This is a genomic window from Enterobacter cloacae complex sp. P24RS (genome assembly GCF_014982165.1).
GTDB classification, from domain to species: Bacteria; Pseudomonadota; Gammaproteobacteria; order Enterobacterales; family Enterobacteriaceae; genus Enterobacter; species Enterobacter quasihormaechei.
Map to the genome: position 1 here is coordinate 296145 of NZ_JADCKU010000003.1, position 16762 is coordinate 312906.

The 16762-nt window shown below is 56.0% G+C and carries 18 protein-coding genes; 13 read left to right on the top strand and 5 right to left on the bottom strand.

Annotated features, from left to right (window positions below):
- Nucleotides 1-205 precede the first annotated feature (205 nt).
- On the top strand, nucleotides 206-1447 hold the full coding sequence (gene sstT, locus INF58_RS04010; protein ID WP_063867639.1) for a serine/threonine transporter SstT: 1242 nt from the start codon (nucleotides 206-208) through the stop codon (nucleotides 1445-1447).
- An 86-nt stretch (nucleotides 1448-1533) separates the two neighbouring features.
- Here the strand turns inward: sstT and INF58_RS04015 are convergent, their stop codons facing one another.
- Together INF58_RS04015 and uxaC are read right to left on the bottom strand one after the other, a co-directional pair.
- Nucleotides 1534-3021, bottom strand: a complete 1488-nt coding sequence (locus INF58_RS04015) for a UxaA family hydrolase (RefSeq protein ID WP_193527064.1) — start codon at nucleotides 3019-3021, stop codon at nucleotides 1534-1536.
- Between the two features lie 16 nt (nucleotides 3022-3037).
- Nucleotides 3038-4450 (bottom strand): glucuronate isomerase, encoded by a 1413-nt coding sequence (uxaC, locus tag INF58_RS04020; protein ID WP_107533925.1) that lies wholly within the window; start codon nucleotides 4448-4450, stop codon nucleotides 3038-3040.
- Nucleotides 4451-4925: 475 nt separating this feature from the next.
- Here uxaC and INF58_RS04025 point away from each other — a divergent pair, with 475 nt between their 5' ends.
- The 11 genes from INF58_RS04025 (at nucleotide 4926) to INF58_RS04075 (ending at nucleotide 12255) form a co-directional block, all read left to right on the top strand.
- Nucleotides 4926-6224, top strand: a complete 1299-nt coding sequence (locus INF58_RS04025) for an MFS transporter (protein WP_063451094.1) — start codon at nucleotides 4926-4928, stop codon at nucleotides 6222-6224.
- 147 nt (nucleotides 6225-6371) lie between these two features.
- Nucleotides 6372-7148, top strand: coding sequence for a transcriptional regulator ExuR (gene exuR / locus INF58_RS04030; RefSeq protein WP_063451093.1), 777 nt, complete (start codon nucleotides 6372-6374; stop codon nucleotides 7146-7148).
- 341 nt (nucleotides 7149-7489) lie between these two features.
- Nucleotides 7490-8152: a DedA family general envelope maintenance protein YqjA gene (gene yqjA, locus INF58_RS04035; RefSeq protein ID WP_022649475.1), complete on the top strand. Its 663-nt coding sequence runs from the start codon at nucleotides 7490-7492 to the stop codon at nucleotides 8150-8152.
- A 2-nt stretch (nucleotides 8153-8154) separates the two neighbouring features.
- The gene (gene mzrA, locus INF58_RS04040; protein ID WP_063867631.1) at nucleotides 8155-8538 is read left to right on the top strand and encodes an EnvZ/OmpR regulon moderator MzrA; all 384 of its coding nucleotides are present in this window, start codon (nucleotides 8155-8157) and stop codon (nucleotides 8536-8538) included.
- A 143-nt stretch (nucleotides 8539-8681) separates the two neighbouring features.
- Nucleotides 8682-9050: a DUF1090 domain-containing protein gene (locus tag INF58_RS04045; protein ID WP_063451091.1), complete on the top strand. Its 369-nt coding sequence runs from the start codon at nucleotides 8682-8684 to the stop codon at nucleotides 9048-9050.
- A gap of 29 nt (nucleotides 9051-9079) precedes the next feature.
- Complete coding sequence (locus INF58_RS04050) at nucleotides 9080-9385, top strand: YqjD family protein (RefSeq protein WP_003862645.1); 306 nt, start codon at nucleotides 9080-9082, stop codon at nucleotides 9383-9385.
- Between the two features lie 2 nt (nucleotides 9386-9387).
- Complete coding sequence (locus INF58_RS04055; protein WP_003862647.1) at nucleotides 9388-9786, top strand: phage holin family protein; 399 nt, start codon at nucleotides 9388-9390, stop codon at nucleotides 9784-9786.
- Nucleotides 9783-10079, top strand: a complete 297-nt coding sequence (locus INF58_RS04060; protein ID WP_003862649.1) for a YqjK-like family protein — start codon at nucleotides 9783-9785, stop codon at nucleotides 10077-10079. Before INF58_RS04055 ends, INF58_RS04060 begins: the two co-directional genes overlap by 4 nt.
- A 253-nt stretch (nucleotides 10080-10332) precedes the next feature.
- Complete coding sequence (locus INF58_RS04065; RefSeq protein ID WP_063867629.1) at nucleotides 10333-10725, top strand: DoxX family protein; 393 nt, start codon at nucleotides 10333-10335, stop codon at nucleotides 10723-10725.
- A gap of 72 nt (nucleotides 10726-10797) precedes the next feature.
- Nucleotides 10798-11784: a glutathione S-transferase family protein gene (locus INF58_RS04070; RefSeq protein WP_193527065.1), complete on the top strand. Its 987-nt coding sequence runs from the start codon at nucleotides 10798-10800 to the stop codon at nucleotides 11782-11784.
- 105 nt (nucleotides 11785-11889) lie between these two features.
- Entirely contained in the window at nucleotides 11890-12255 is a 366-nt protein-coding gene (locus INF58_RS04075; protein WP_063451088.1) for a DUF805 domain-containing protein, read from the top strand.
- A gap of 40 nt (nucleotides 12256-12295) precedes the next feature.
- On the opposite strand, the gene yhaJ is transcribed toward INF58_RS04075, so the two are convergent.
- Nucleotides 12296-13198, bottom strand: a complete 903-nt coding sequence (gene yhaJ, locus INF58_RS04080) for a DNA-binding transcriptional regulator YhaJ (protein WP_003862655.1) — start codon at nucleotides 13196-13198, stop codon at nucleotides 12296-12298.
- A gap of 104 nt (nucleotides 13199-13302) precedes the next feature.
- Here yhaJ and INF58_RS04085 point away from each other — a divergent pair, with 104 nt between their 5' ends.
- Nucleotides 13303-14004, top strand: coding sequence for a pirin family protein (locus INF58_RS04085; protein ID WP_063451087.1), 702 nt, complete (start codon nucleotides 13303-13305; stop codon nucleotides 14002-14004).
- Nucleotides 14005-14049: 45 nt separating this feature from the next.
- Here INF58_RS04085 and INF58_RS04090 read toward each other — a convergent pair whose 3' ends face one another.
- Complete coding sequence (locus INF58_RS04090; RefSeq protein WP_193527066.1) at nucleotides 14050-15351, bottom strand: serine dehydratase subunit alpha family protein; 1302 nt, start codon at nucleotides 15349-15351, stop codon at nucleotides 14050-14052.
- Between the two features lie 20 nt (nucleotides 15352-15371).
- On the bottom strand, nucleotides 15372-16703 hold the full coding sequence (locus INF58_RS04095; protein WP_193527067.1) for an amino acid permease: 1332 nt from the start codon (nucleotides 16701-16703) through the stop codon (nucleotides 15372-15374).
- Between the last annotated feature and the right edge of the window lie 59 nt (nucleotides 16704-16762).

A 16762-nucleotide genomic window follows, 5' to 3' on the forward strand; every position in this document is an offset into this window, starting at 1 on the left:
AGGCCGGGTAAGCGTAGCGCCACCCGGCCTTTCCGTTAATCAATAGTTAAAAAACATGACGCAACACGTAAAATCCAGCATTTTACTCTTCCGCCTTTCCCCGCTTTCCTTGATACTCAACCAGGCAAACAAATATTTACATCCTGAAATAAATGTGACTTAGAGCACATCCAGGATGGAACACAATTTCACTTAGGAATTTAGTATGAGCACACAATCTAAGGGCCTGCTTGCGCGTCTGACGCAGGGCAGCCTGGTTAAACAAATCCTGGTAGGTCTGGTTCTGGGTATTCTGCTGGCGCTGGTATCAAAACCTGCCGCGGAAGCAACGGGGCTTCTCGGAACGCTTTTCGTGGGCGCGCTGAAGGCCGTTGCGCCGGTGCTGGTACTGATGCTGGTCATGGCTTCTATCGCCAATCACCAGCACGGACAAAAAACCAACATTCGCCCGATTCTCTTTTTATATCTGCTGGGCACGTTTTCTGCTGCGCTGACCGCAGTGGTCTTTAGCTTCCTCTTCCCCTCCACGCTGCATCTGACCTCTGCGGCGGGCGACGTTACGCCGCCCTCAGGCATTGTGGAAGTGCTGCGCGGCCTGCTGATGAGCATGGTTACGAACCCCATTGATGCCCTGCTGAATGCCAACTACATTGGCATCCTGGTGTGGGCGATCGGCCTGGGCTTCGCCCTGCGTCACGGCAACGAAACGACGAAAAATCTGGTCAATGACATGTCCAACGCCGTGACCTTTATCGTGAAGGTCGTGATTCGCTTTGCGCCTATCGGTATCTTCGGCCTGGTGTCGTCTACCCTGGCCACAACCGGCTTTGACGCGCTGTGGGGCTACGCGCAGCTGCTGATGGTGCTGGTCGGCTGTATGCTGCTGGTGGCGCTGGTGATCAACCCGCTGCTGGTGTTCTGGCAGATCCGCCGTAACCCGTATCCGCTGGTGCTGACCTGCCTGCGCGAGAGCGGCGTATACGCCTTCTTTACCCGCAGCTCGGCGGCAAACATTCCGGTCAACATGGCGCTGGCGGAGAAGCTGAACCTGGATCGCGATACGTATTCGGTTTCAATTCCACTGGGTGCAACCGTGAACATGGCGGGTGCGGCGATCACCATCACCGTACTGACGCTGGCGGCCGTGCATACGCTGGGTATTCCGGTCGATCTGCCAACCGCCCTGCTGCTGAGCGTGGTGGCATCGCTGTGCGCCTGTGGCGCCTCCGGCGTGGCGGGCGGCTCGCTGCTGCTGATCCCGCTGGCGTGTAATATGTTCGGTATCCCGAACGAGATTGCCATGCAGGTCGTCGCGGTCGGCTTTATTATCGGCGTATTGCAGGATTCCTGCGAAACGGCGCTGAACTCCTCTACCGACGTGCTGTTCACCGCTGCGGCCTGTCAGGCGGAAGACGCGCGTTTAGCGAAGAATGCTCTGCGAGGTTAAAAAGAAAAGCCCGGTGGCGGCTACGCCTTACCGGGCCTACAGAATATCGTATGTCGGGTAAGCGTTAGCGCCACCCGACATAACGCTTACAGCGTCACACCACTCTTAAAGAGCGCCAGCTCGCGGAAGTCGTTCTTCTCGTTACAGGTTTGCTTGCCGCTGGCAATTTCCACGATGACATCAACAAATTCATCGAGCAGCTGTGGCATCGCCTTGCCGTGGATCAGCTGGCCCGCGTCAAAGTCGATCCAGTGCTTTTTCTTCGCCGCCAGTTCGCTGTTGGTGGCGATTTTCACCGTCGGCACAAATCCGCCGTACGGCGTACCGCGACCGGTACTGAACAGCACCATGTGGCAGCCCGCCCCCGCCAGCGCGCTGGTGGCGACCGCGTCGTTACCCGGCGCGCTCAGCAGGTTCAGACCGTGGGTTTTCAGCCTTTCGCCGTAGCGCAGCACATCCACAACCTGGCTGGCCCCCGCTTTCTGAGTGCAGCCGAGGGATTTCTCTTCCAGCGTGGTGATGCCCCCCGCTTTGTTACCCGGCGACGGATTCTCATAAATCGGCTGGTTATGGGCGATGAAGTACTGCTTGAAGTCGTTGACCATGGTGACGGTCTTCTCAAACGTCTCTTCATCGCGGCAGTGGCTCATCAGAATGCGCTCCGCGCCAAACATCTCCGGCACTTCGGTCAGCACCGTGGTGCCGCCGTTGGCAATCACGTAATCCGAGAAGCGGCCCAGCATTGGGTTAGCCGTGATGCCGGAAAGACCGTCAGATCCGCCGCACTCCAGGCCAAACTTCAGCTCGCTCAGCTTGCCCGGCTCGCGCCTGTCGTGGCGCATCACCTCGTACAGCTGATGCAGCTGTTCAACGCCCGCTTCCACTTCGTCGTCCTGGTGCTGACACACCATAAAGTGCACGCGCGCAGGGTCAAATTCGCCCAGCGTGTCGCGGAAGGCATCCACCTGGTTGTTCTCGCAGCCCAGGCCGATCACCAGCACCGCGCCCGCATTCGGGTGGCGCACCATGTTTTGCAGCATGGTGCGGGTGTTGATGTGGTCGTCACCCAGCTGCGAACAGCCGTAGGTGTGGCTGAACAGGTGCACGCCGTCGGTGCCTTCAGCATCGTTGGTCTCTTTCAGGAAGCGCGTCTGGATTTGACGCGCGATCCCGTTCACGCAGCCGACGGTAGGAAGGATCCACAGCTCATTGCGGATCCCCACCTCGCCGCTGGCGCGGCGGTAGATCTGCACCTCACGATCGGCCGTCTGTCCTTCTTCTGGCTGGAAGTCAGGTTGATAGCTGTACTCGTCCAGATCGCTGAGATTGGTGCGGGTATTGTGCGAATGAATATATTCACCCGGCGCAATATCCGCCAGCGCATGACCGATGGGCAAACCGTACTTCACCACGTTCTCCCCTTTCGCGATGGGGATCAGGGCAAACTTATGTCCACGTCCAATGGCCTGGCGTAACGTTACCGACTGGTTGTCGAAGGTAACTTCCGTCCCTTCGGCTAAATCTGCCAGCGCGACGGCAACGTTATCCAGCGAATGGATTTTGATGTATTGCATATCAACCTCAAACGGCCTAGTTCAGTTCAATGGCGAAGTAGTCACGCGCATTGTTAAAGCAGATGTTTTTCACCATTTCGCCCAGCAGCTGGATATCCGCTGGCGCTTCACCCGCGTGCACCCAGCGGCCAATCATCTGGCACAGAATGCGGCGGAAATATTCATGGCGGGTATAGGACAGGAAGCTGCGGCTGTCGGTCAGCATACCCACAAAGCGGCTTAACAGACCGAGCTGCGCCAGTTGCGTCATCTGACGCTCCATGCCGTCTTTCTGATCGTTGAACCACCAGCCGGAGCCGAACTGCATCTTGCCCGGCATACCTTCACCCTGGAAGTTGCCGATCATGGTGCCCAGCACTTCGTTATCGCGCGGGTTCAGGCAGTAAAGAATGGTTTTCGGCAGCAGGTTTTGCTCGTTCTGTTTGCTCAGCAGCTTAGACAGCTCTTCCGCCAGCGGGCGGTCGTTGATGGAGTCGAAGCCCACGTCCGCGCCCAGCAGTTTGAACTGACGCTGGTTGTTATTACGCAGCGCGCCGATGTGGTACTGCTGCACCCAGCCGCGACGGGCATATTCCGCGCCGAGGAACACCAGCACCGCCGTTTTGAACTGGGCGACTTCATGCTCGCTTAACTGTTCGCCGGAGAGACGACGCGCCAGAATGCTGTCCAGTTCGGCTTCGTTGGATTCCGCGAACAGCACCACGTCCAGCGCGTGGTCAGACACTTTACAGCCGTGTGCGGCGAAGTGATCCAGACGTTTGGTCAGCGCAGATTGCAGATCGGCAAAACGGCGGATGTCGGTATCAGACACTTCCGCCAGCTTCGCCATGTAGTCGTTAAAGGTTGCCAGCTCGATGTTGAAGGCTTTATCCGGGCGCCAGCTTGGCAGCACCTTGATGTCAAACGTGCTGTCCTTCGCTACAACCGCGTGGTGCTCCAGGGAGTCGATCGGATCGTCGGTGGTGCCCACCATTTTCACGTTCATCTGCTTCATAATGCCGCGCGCCGAGAAGCTATCCTGCGCCAACAGTTCGTTGCACTGGTCCCAGATTTCATCCGCAGTGGCGGGAGACAACAGCTTACCGGTGATACCAAACGGACGACGCAGTTCGAGGTGCGTCCAGTGGTAAAGCGGGTTCCCGATGGTGTGCGGCACGGTAGCGGCCCAGGCGTCGAACTTCTCGCGATCGGTGGCGTCACCGGTACACAGGCGCTCGGCCACGCCGTTGGTGCGCATTGCGCGCCATTTATAGTGGTCACCCTTCAGCCAGATATCATACAGGTTTTTGAAACGGTAATTTTCGGCAACCTGCTGCGGCGGTAAGTGGCAGTGGTAGTCGAAAATCGGCTGGTCTTTCGCGTAGTCGTGGTACAGGCGGCGAGCAAATTCGGTATCTAACAGAAAATCTTCGGTCATAAACGGCGTCATTATCGTCTTCCTCATTACGGGAGCGTCAGAAAGCTTATGTTCAGATGCTGCAAAGTTATCACACCAATTTCCAGAGTCCGACGTTTTTTTCGTGAGTTAGATCAATAAACGTCGACAAATAAATTACCCTCAAAGGGGTAAACCCTCCTGCAAGCCGCGCCATATCTGGCTTTGCGCGCGTCGCTTAATGACCACACAAAGATTCACACTTTTGTGATGTCACTCACCTTTTAAAGTTGTATGACAAGTTATCTTTTCGCCGTCGCAAACTATAAGCCGACGGAATGCATTACCGGTGTTTGATACATCGGATTTAACGGTACGGAAGCCGACTTAGCACGATTATTTATGGCAAGGTTCGGGCCGTTCCGGGACAGGTTCCCGGTTACGCCCCTCCCGTTACAGAACAGCTCCCGGCAACGGTTGAGTTGTTGCCGTGTCCCGACACGGAAATAACATAACGATGAGGTTTTACATGCGTAAAATTAAAGGGTTACGTTGGTACATGATTGCACTGGTGACGCTCGGCACCGTGCTGGGCTACCTGACACGTAACACCGTGGCAGCAGCGGCACCAACGTTGATGGAAGAGTTGCATATCTCCACGCAGCAATACTCTTACATCATTGCGGCCTATTCTGCCGCTTACACCGTAATGCAGCCTGTTGCAGGTTATGTTCTTGATATTCTGGGTACAAAAATTGGTTATGCCTTCTTCGCCGTTGCCTGGGCCGTGTTCTGCGGCGCGACCGCACTGGCAGGCAGCTGGGGCGGTCTGGCGCTGGCGCGTGGCGCGGTAGGTGCCGCCGAAGCGGCGATGATCCCCGCAGGTCTGAAAGCCAGCTCTGAGTGGTTCCCGGCAAAAGAGCGTTCCATCGCGGTGGGTTACTTCAACGTGGGTTCATCCATCGGGGCGATGATTGCGCCGCCGCTCGTGGTGTGGGCTATCGTGATGCACAGCTGGCAGATGGCGTTCATCATCTCCGGGGTGCTGAGCTTCGCCTGGGCCATGGCGTGGCTGATCTTCTACAAGCACCCGCGCGACCAGAAAAAGCTGTCTACCGAAGAACGCGACTACATTATTAACGGCCAGGAATCTCAGCATCAGACCGATAACGGCAAAAAGATGTCCGTCTGGCAGATCCTGGGCACCCGTCAGTTCTGGGGTATCGCCCTGCCACGCTTCCTGGCAGAGCCGGCCTGGGGTACGTTCAACGCCTGGATCCCGCTGTTCATGTTTAAAGTTTACGGCTTTAACCTGAAAGAGATCGCGATGTTCGCCTGGATGCCAATGCTGTTTGCTGACCTGGGCTGTATCGTCGGCGGCTACCTGCCACCGCTGTTCCAGCGCTGGTTTGGCGTGAACCTGATTGTCTCCCGTAAGATGGTGGTCACCATGGGCGCGCTGCTGATGATCGGCCCGGGTATGATCGGCCTGTTCACCAGCCCTTACGTGGCTATCGCGCTGCTGTGTATCGGGGGCTTTGCTCACCAGTCCCTGTCTGGCGCGCTGATTACGCTCTCTTCCGACGTGTTTGGCCGTAACGAAGTGGCCACCGCCAACGGCCTGACCGGTATGGCCGCCTGGACAGCGAGCACGATGTTTGCCCTGGTGGTCGGCGCGCTGGCGGATACCATCGGCTTCAGCCCGCTGTTCGCGGTACTGGCTATCTTCGACCTGCTGGGTGCGGTGGTTATCTGGACAGTGCTGAAAAGCAAATCTGCCGACGAGCTGGCGAAAGAGTCCCTTGGGGGACCGGCGACGCAGAGTTAGCGTTGTTGTGTCGGGTGGCGGCTTCGCCTTACCCGGCAAAAGCGACGCAAAAGCCGCCTCCGGGCGGCTTTTTTAATGGCGAAATCTGGAGACTGGCACGCAAAAGTGGTATAACAAATCAATCGCCGTACCCTGCCTGGAGCGCATATGGAAATCACCGAATCACGTCGTTTATATCAACAACTTGCCGCCGAGCTGAAAGATCGCATCGAGCAAGGTGTCTATCTTGTCGGTGATAAACTGCCCGCCGAGCGTTTCATTGCGGATGAAAAAAGCGTCAGCCGTACCGTGGTGCGCGAAGCCATCATCATGCTGGAAGTGGAAGGCTACGTTGAGGTTCGCAAAGGTTCCGGCATTCACGTGATTTCCAACCAGGCAAAACACTCCCCCGCCCCGGACGAAAGCCTGGAATTTGCCAGCTACGGCCCGTTTGAGCTTCTCCAGGCTCGCCAGCTGATTGAGAGCAACATTGCGGAATTTGCGGCGACGCAGGTGACCAAGCAGGACATCATGAAGCTGATGGAAATTCAGGACCACGCGCGTAAAGAAAAATGCTTCCGCGATTCCGAATGGGACCTGCAATTCCACGTCCAGGTTGCCCTTGCGACTCAGAACACGGCGCTGGCGGCAATCGTTGAAAAAATGTGGACTCAGCGCGTTCACAACCCGTACTGGAAGAAATTGCACGATCACATTGATTCCCGCACGGTAGACAACTGGTGTGACGACCACGACCAGATCCTCAAGGCGCTGATTCGTAAGGATCCGCATGCGGCAAAACTGGCGATGTGGCAGCATCTGGAGAACACCAAACAGATGCTGTTTAATGAAACCAGCGATGACTTCGAATTTAACGCTGACCGCTATCTTTTTGCCGATAATCCGGTGGTTCACCTCGATACTGCGACCAATCTCGCAAAATAAGCCTTCGTACTGCCGGCAGGCGCACCGCCGCGCCCTCCGGCCAGACAGGGTAAGAAAACCTCTATAGTGTCAGCCTTTGTAAAATCTCTCGCTCCCCTCCATGGCTTACGCCAAAATCGTGTTTCCCCTCAAATTCTGTGACGCAGAACGTCGGGCTTTGTTACAATTGGATTCACTTCGTTATTTTGTAAGTTAGTGCTTGCTAACCAGCCAATTAACAGGGAACAGTGTTGGCCACACCTCAATGTGTCCGCGAGCGACCATAATGAAATCATAACAATGTCGCCGTGCTGTTTTCCCGAATGACAGGCGTGACGTTAACCGATTTCCAGGAACACTGAATGGAACTTTTGACCCAACTACTGAATGCCCTCTGGGCTCAGGATTTCGAAACGCTGGCCAACCCATCCATGATTGGCATGCTCTACTTTGTGTTATTTATGATCCTGTTCCTTGAGAACGGCCTGCTGCCTGCCGCCTTTTTACCGGGCGACAGCCTGCTGGTGCTGGTTGGGGTGCTCTGTGCAAAAGGGGCGATGGCTTTCCCGCAAACGGTCCTGCTTTTGACCATTGCCGCCAGCCTGGGTTGCTGGGTGAGTTATATTCAGGGGCGATGGCTGGGCAACACGCGGATCGTCCAGAACTGGCTTTCGCATCTTCCGGCACATTACCACCAGCGAGCCCACCACCTGTTCCATAAGCACGGGCTTTCCGCCTTACTGATCGGCCGCTTTATCGCCTTTGTACGCACCCTGCTGCCGACCATCGCGGGCCTGTCTGGCCTCAGCAGCGCGCGTTTCCAGTTCTTTAACTGGATGAGCGGCTTGCTGTGGGTTCTGATCCTGACCACGCTCGGCTACGCGCTCGGGAAAACCCCGGTCTTTATGAAGTATGAAGACCAGCTGATGTCTTGCCTGATGCTGCTGCCGGTCGTTCTGCTGGTGTTTGGCCTGGTCGGTTCACTGGTTGTACTGTGGAAGAAGAAATACGGAGCCAGGGGTTAACGATGGTTATCTCCCCGCTCGCCTTGCGTCGTTTCTCTTACGCCATCGTTGCGCTGATGATGTTCAGCGCCCTCATTCTGCTGTGGTCTGCGCTACAGCATCAGGAGTCGACGCTGGCTATCCGTCCTGTGAATCAAGGAACCAGCGTGCCGGATGGTTTTTCCATCTGGCATCATCTGGACGCAAACGGGATCCGCTTTAAGAGCATCACGCCGCAAGACGATGTCCTGCTGATAAAGTTTGACTCCAGTGCGCAAAGCGCCGCGGCGAAAGCGGTGCTGGACCGAACGCTGCCGCAGGGTTACATCATCGCGCAACAGGATGATGACAGCCACGTCGCCTCCTGGATGTCACGGCTACGCGACACGTCGCATCGATTTGGTTAACGACTAATATTCCGAATATTTTCACCTACTTTGGTGAAACTCCCGTTTACTTACTATGCTTAAGTACGCGGAGCACCCCTCAGATGTTCTCCGCAAAGTTCTGGAACACGGCTTACGCCGTAACACAATGGAAGGTTTCTATAATGAAATACCGCATCACCCTTGCTCTGGCCCTTTTTTCTTTAAGCACAGCTTCCTTCGCGATGTCTCTTTGTCAGGAGAAAGAAAAGGATATCCAACGCGAAATCAGTTATGCCGAGAAGCATAACAATCAGCACCGGATCGACGGTCTGAAAAAGGCGTTGAGCGAAGTGAAAGATAATTGTACGGACAGCAAGCTGCGTGCCGATCATCAGGAAAAAATCGCTGAACAGAAGGACGAGATAGCCGAGCGCCGTCAAGACCTGCAAGAAGCGAAAGAGAAAGGTGATGCGGAAAAAATTGCCAAGCGCGAGAGGAAGTTGCAAGAGGCGCAGGACGAACTGAAAGCGCTGGAAGCTCGCGATTATTGAGTTAACGGAAATCTCAACAGGAGAGAATCATGTCAAAAGATACAACTTCAGAAAATCTGCGCGCTGAACTGAAATCCCTGGCGGACACCCTGGAAGAGGTGCTGAACTCTTCTGCCGATAAATCGAAAGAAGAAGTGAGCAAACTGCGCAGCAAAGCGGAGCAGGCGCTGAAAGAGAGCCGTTACCGTCTGGGTGAAACCGGCGACGCGCTGGCGAAACAGACCCGCGAAGCGGCTGCGCGCGCAGACGAATATGTACGTGATAATCCATGGACGGGTGTAGGTATTGGCGCCGCAGTGGGTGTGGTGCTGGGTGTCCTGCTGACGCGTCGTTGATTATGGAAGATCCACGTCACGCACAAGGGCCTGCTAAAAACGTCCTCGGCATCGGCCAGCGTATTCTTACGACGCTGGTCGGGATTGCCGAAACGCGCGTCCGGCTTGCGGTAGTGGAGCTGGAAGAGGAGAAAGCCAACCTCTTCCAGATGCTGCTCATGCTCGGGCTTACGATGCTCTTTGCCGCGTTTGGCCTGATGAGCCTGATGGTGTTAATCATCTGGGCTATCGATCCACAGTATCGTCTGAACGCGATGATTGCCACAACCGTGGTTCTGCTGGTTGCAGCGCTGATAGGCGGTATCTGGACCCTGCATAAAGCGCGCACCTCGACCTTCCTGCGCCACACGCGTCAGGAGCTGGCCAACGACCGCGCCCTGCTGGAGGATGATAAGTCGTGAGCGACAAAGCCGAACGTCAGAAGCGTAAAGCGTATCTGCTGAGCCAGATCCAACAGCAGCGGTTGGATCTGTCCGCCAGCCGACGCGACTGGGTTGAAGCCACGCATCGGTTTGACCGGGGCTGGAACACTGTTCTGAGCCTGCGCTCATGGGCGCTGGTCGGCAGCAGCGTGATGGCGATCTGGTCGGTTCGGCATCCTAATATGCTGATCCGCTGGGCACGCCGCGGCTTTGGTGCCTGGAGCGCCTGGCGTCTGGTGAAAACCACGCTGCGTCAGCAGCAGCTGCGCTAGCCTTCTCGCCGGGTGGCGCTGCGCTTACCCGGCCTACGGTAAAAAGTAGGCCGGGTAAGGCGTAGCCGTCACCCGGCAACATCTCTTCATGCTCCCTTACTCAATATCTTTGAAAAAGATTGACAGTTTTCCTTGCTAACAATTGCCACCCGCCCCGTTTACACTCCTCTCCATCGACAGCAAAGACGCGGTATCTACCCGATTTTGCAAGCAAATAACGTTTAGCCGCTGATGTGGTTTCCTGGAGAGTAAAATGAAAAAATTAGAAGATGTGGGTGTACTGGTAGCGCGTATTCTGATGCCAATTCTGTTCATCACCGCGGGCTGGGGCAAAATCACCGGTTATGCGGGTACCCAGCAGTATATGGAAGCCATGGGCGTGCCGGGGTTCCTGCTGCCACTGACTATCCTGCTTGAGTTCGGCGGCGGCCTGGCGGTGTTGTTCGGTTTCCTGACCCGCACCACGGCGCTGTTCACCGCAGGCTTCACCCTGCTGACGGCGTTCCTGTTCCACAGCAACTTTGCCGAAGGCGTGAACTCCCTGATGTTCATGAAAAACCTGACCATTGCAGGCGGCTATCTGCTGCTGGCCATCACGGGCCCTGGCGCTTACAGCATCGACCGTCTTCTGAATAAGAAGTGGTAAGCACGCTATACTGATTAAATTCAAAGCGAGGAGACATCTCCTCGCTTTTGCTATCTGACGGAGGAGTAAAAAATGGGACAACTCGTAGACGGCGTCTGGCAGGATGTCTGGTATGACACCAAATCCACCGGCGGACGCTTTAAGCGCTCTGTTTCGGCCTTCCGTAACTGGCTGACCGCCGACGGCGCACCCGGCCCGAGCGGCGAAGGGGGCTTTGCGGCGGAGAAAGATCGTTATCATCTGTACGTTTCTCTCGCCTGCCCGTGGGCGCACCGCACGCTGATTGTGCGCAAGCTTAAAGGCCTCGAATCGTTAATTCCGGTTTCGGTGGTGAACCCGCTGATGCTGGAAAACGGCTGGACCTTCGACAGCGATTTCCCTGCCGCGACGGGTGATGAACTTTATCACCACGATTTCCTGTATCAGCTCTATCTGCGCGCCGATCCGCACTACACCGGACGCGTAACCGTACCTGTGCTGTGGGACAAGAAAAACCAGACGATCGTCAGCAATGAATCCGCTGAAATCATTCGCATGTTCAATACCGCGTTTGACGCGCACGGCGCCCGCGCCGGGGATTATTATCCGGTGGAGCTGCGCGAGAAAATTGACGAGCTGAACGGCTGGATCTACGACAACGTGAACAACGGCGTCTATAAGGCCGGTTTCGCCACCAGCCAGGAAGCCTACGACGAAGCGGTCGGAAAAGTTTTTGAATCCCTGGAGCGGCTGGAGCAGATCCTCGGCCAGCATCGTTATTTAACGGGCGATCGTCTGACCGAAGCGGACATCCGCCTGTGGACGACGCTGATCCGCTTTGATCCGGTTTACGTCACCCACTTCAAGTGCGACAAGCATCGCATCAGCGACTACCTGAACCTGCACGGTTTCCTGCGCGACATCTATCAGATGCCCGGGATTGCGGAGACGGTCGATTTTGACCATATTCGCACCCACTATTTCCGCAGCCACAAGACCATCAACCCAACGGGCATCATCTCCATTGGCCCGTGCCAGGATCTGGATGAACCGCACGGGCGCGACGTGCGTTTCGGATAATTATTTAGGGAATCAATTGATTCCCTTTTTTAATTCACAGCATACATCTATCCTTACCTCGATCGCTTAGAAAACAAGTGATTGACTGATTAAGAGGCAAGGAAAATGGACTGGTATTTAAAAGTACTGCGCAACTACGTTGGATTTGGTGGCCGCGCCCGCCGCAAAGAGTACTGGATGTTCGTTCTGGTGAACTTCGTCCTGATTATGGTGCTGGGCATTGTGGACAAAATCCTCGGCTGGGAGCGAGAGGGGGGTGAAGGCATACTCACCACCATTTATGGTGTGTTAGTTCTGCTGCCTTCATGGGCCGTGCTGTTTCGTCGTCTCCACGACACCGATCGTTCGGCGTGGTGGCTGCTGTTGCTGTTGATCCCGCTTATCGGCTGGATCGTGATTTTGATTTTCAACTGTCAGAGCGGAACGCCGGGCGAAAACCGCTTTGGTCCGGATCCTAAGACAAGCGCGTAAATTCTGCCCGGTGGCGCTTACGCTTACCGGGCCTGCACGCTTATTTGTTGTGATGCGCAAAGAGCTTGGGTATTTCTCGCAAACACCACGATTTGGCTTCGCCCATGCTGTCGCGACGCCACGCCATAATGATATCCACTTCACTGGTGTATTCCGGGCTGACCACGCGCAGCCGCCCCTCAGCAATATCCTTTTCGACGAACGGATACGGCATGGTCGCCACGCCCAGCCCGGCGAGCAGCGCCTGGCGCTTATCTTCCAGCGACGTCACCGTCAGACGCGGCTGTTTATCCAGCAGCTGAACCGTCAGCACCGGACGCTCGCGCGCGGTATCCGCCACCGCCACGCCGCGGTACTTCACGCGCGTCACTTCAGAGAGCGGCTCCGGCTCCTGGTGAATCGGGTGATCCGGCGCGGCGACGTAGACGTTCATCACGCTGTAAAGTTTGCGCGAGTTGATTTCTGACGATGAGCGGAAATGCATGTCCGGCGCAATGACGATATCCGCCCTGCCCGTCTCGAGCCGCTCCCATGCCCCTGCCAGCACCTCGGTGATGATCGACAGCTGGGTATTGGCTTTTGCGGCCAGCCTGTCCACCAGCGGGAACAGCGCCTCGGTGGGCACCAGCGCTTCGGTCACTAACGTCAGATGGGTTTCCCAGCCGCGGGCCAGCGCCTCGGCGTCCGTCGTCAGCTTATCCGCCGCTTCCAGCAGCACGCGGCCGCGTTCCAGCAGCATTCGCCCCACGTTGGTGAATTTTGTTCGATGACCGGAGCGATCGAAGAGCACAACATCCAGCTCCTCCTCCAGCTTTTGCATGGTATAGCTCAGCGCAGACGGAACGCGCCCCAGTTCATCTGCCGCGGCGGCAAAACTGCCACGCCTGTCAATCGCGTCCATGACGCGAAGCGCCTCAAGCGTCAATGCTCTCTCTTTAGCCATCTCGTTCTCATTCAGGAAATTTGAACATACCGGGCAGAATATCTGGCTAACAATGCAGCGTCCATACCTTTACCATTGATTTAGTGTAAAGAGAGGTCAAGTTTATGATTACGACAAGAACAGCGAAACAGTGCGGACAAGCCGATTTCGGTTGGTTGCAGGCCCGCTACACCTTTTCCTTTGGACACTACTTTGACCCTAAACTCCTTGGTTACGCTTCACTGCGCGTACTGAATCAGGAGGTGCTCGCTCCGGGGGCGTCCTTCCAGCCGCGCGCGTATCCGAAAGTCGATATCCTGAACCTGATCCTGGAAGGCGAGGCAGAATACCGCGATAGCGAGGGCAATCATGTCCAGGCAAAAGCTGGCGAGGCGCTGTTAATTTCTACGCAGCCCGGTATTAGCTATAGCGAGCATAACCTCAGCAAAGACAAGACGCTGACCCGCATGCAGCTGTGGCTGGATGCCTGTCCGGAGCGGGAAAATCCCCTTGTGCAAAAGATCGACCTGAAGGGCGATAAACAGCAGCTGATTGCCTCGCCAGACGGCAGCAAAGGCAGCTTGCAGTTACGCCAGCAGGTATGGCTGCACCATATTGAACTGAAAAAAGGTGAACAGGTGAGCTTCCAGCTTCATGGCCCGCGCGCCTATTTACAGTCCATTCACGGTACGGTACATGCGGTAACGCATACGGAAGAGAAAGAAGCGCTCACCTGCGGTGACGGGGCGTTTATTCGTGATGAGGCGAATATCACCCTGGTGGCAGATACGCCGCTGCGCGCGCTGCTGATTGATTTGCCGGTTTAACCCCCCTCACCCTGACCCTCTCCCCAATGGGGAGAGGGGAAATTTTTACACCTTACTCGCCATAATCTCAATAATCTGCCGGTCCGTTGCCTGCATTGAGCGACACGCCAGCGCGCACAGGTTAGAGATAGACTGTTCCACGTCGTGGGCCACAATCCCCTCGTTACCCGTCACGGCTGTATCATCCAGCGCCATCATCACGGCTTTCCAGGCGCTGGTGACGCTGGTCGAGACCTTCATGGCGCAGCTGTTAGACGCCCCGTCGCAGATCATCCCGCTGACGTCACCGATCATACTGCCGATAGCCATTGCAATCGTCTGATAGCTTCCGTCCATCAGCCACGCCATTCCCGCCGCAGCGCCCATCGCCGCCGTTGTCGCCGCACACAGCGCGGACAAACGCGGAAGCTGGTAATGGATGTAGATAGCCGACAGATGCGAGAGCATCAGCGCCCGCGCCAGCCGTTCGTCATCGGCCTGAATGTGTTCAGCGACCACGACAACCGGCATGGTGGCCGTAATCCCCTGATTCCCGGAGCCCGAGTTGCTAATCGCCGGCAGCGTCGCGCCGCCCATGCGAGCATCCGAAGCCGCGCTGGTGCGGATAACGATGTCTGAACCCAGATCCTGCCCCATCCATCCGCGTGCGCGCTGCTTATTGAGCGTCGCGCCAACGTGCAACCCCCACTTCCCATTGAGTCCTTCACGAGAGAGCGCATCGTTCAATTGCCCTGCTTCCAGGATAAAGCGGATCGCGTCGAACGGCACCTGCTCCACAAACTCCAGGATCTGCGAGAGCGTGGTGTTTGACAGTACCGCCAGCGAATCTTTATTTACATCGGTCTGCCGATCGTCAAGCCTGAAGCGCGTTTCGCCCTGACAAACCACCTCCACCACTCGGGTATGCCCGCCGGCGATAGTCACCATCGCCGAGGCGTCTCCAGCGTACACGCAGGCACGTGAATAAAGGATCTCATCGCACGGCTCCTGCAATTTCACCTGCACCAGGCCTACTTTGAGCATGGCTTTGGCGCGCGTTAGCGCCTCGGCAGAAGCGTCTTTCAACACCTCCAGCCCGGCGTGGGCATTACCGCCCGTCGCCCCCAGCGCCGCCGCGATGGGTAAACCGACCATGCCGGTGCCGGGCACCGTTACGCCAAGCCCATTTTTCATCAGGTTTGGCGATACCCACGCCTCAATACGCGTCACCTCACCGGAAAGCTCTCCGGCAGCCATCGCACAGGCCAGCGCCAGCGAGACGGGTTCGGTACACCCCAGCGCAGGCTTTACCTCCTCCTGCACGGCGCGAATAAAATGGTTCCATAAAGGATTAATTTGCTCAGACATCGTTACGACCTTATTTAACCTCATGAGAAGGCGAGGAAAGGAGAAACACAAAGCAGCAGCCCGGTAATCACAATAATCACCAGCGACACGCCTTTATATTTATGAAGGGCGGGTACTTTGTAGACCAGCCACGCCGGAATTAAGCAGCCCACCATCCCGAAAATAGGGCTACAGATGGAGGTGAAGCTCAGCACCGGCGCGTTTAACACAATCGCGCTCCAGGCGAGCAGGATGGCGAACAGCATAATCCCGCGCTGGACGGTGCTTTCATTAATACGTTCAGCCGGCATTTTGCGGCGCAGGATATTCATCACGATGCCCTGCGTCGCTTCACGAAAGCCCAGGTAGACGCCGAAGAAGGCAGTCATGACGGCAAAGATATTGAGAACCACGCTGACGATTTTGACCCAGCCCGCGCCGTCGCCGCTGATAAACTGCGCCGCGATTGCCAGGGCGGAAATGTTCTGCTCGTAGGCTTTTACCGCCTCATCGTGCCCCATCGCCAGGGTGAAAGAGACGGCGTAGAAGAAGACCGTCACAAACAGTATGCCAAAGGCGATATTCATCGCCCGCAGCGCCTTATGACGCGCCACCTCAACGGATTTTTCCCGCGAACGATAGGAAATCACCATCGGGCTTAATGTCTGGATAAACAGAATGGAGGTTAAGGTGAAAGGCAGCGTAATAATGGCGTTTTTAATCAGCAGCCCCATCGGCGGCAGCATACCGACGTTGGCTAAATGCCAGAGGCCGATCATCGAAAGCCCCAGCGCCGCCACCACAAATAATTTGGTCAGCACCATCAGGCTGGAGACTTTAAACAGCAGCTTCTCACCGCGCGACGAAATGGCGACCAGAATGCAGATCAGGAATAAGCCGTAGAAGGGATTTTCCGACAGCAACCCCTCGGTGACGCCGAAGGTGTGCAAATAGGATGCGCTGTCGTTGGTGATAGCCGTGGAATAAACAAACATCCAGATGACCAGCATCACGAAATAAAGTGCACCCAATAAGATGCCCCAGTTTTTACCTAAATAACCGCTAATCACGCTCGGGTAGTCTTTGCATTCCGGGGATTCCGCCAGTGTATTAATAAATAATCGCTGGAAGAGGTACATGGCCGGATAGCCAATTATCGACGAGAGCAAAAAGACCCACAGCCCCATTAATCCAACCTGTACCGGAAGAAAAACGATACCCGCGCCGATAGCCATCCCGATACTCATGATGACCCAGCCGGTATCGGTGCTGTCGAATTTGATCGCCTCTCGCCATTCGCTTTCGCTCATTCCCGCCCGCCTTGCCGCCGAGGAATCACTCACAATCACACTGCTGTTTGTTGTCATATTCATTGGGCACTCGCTTATTTTGTAGGGTAAGTAATTGTTTTTATGCGGTTCCGATCGCCAGC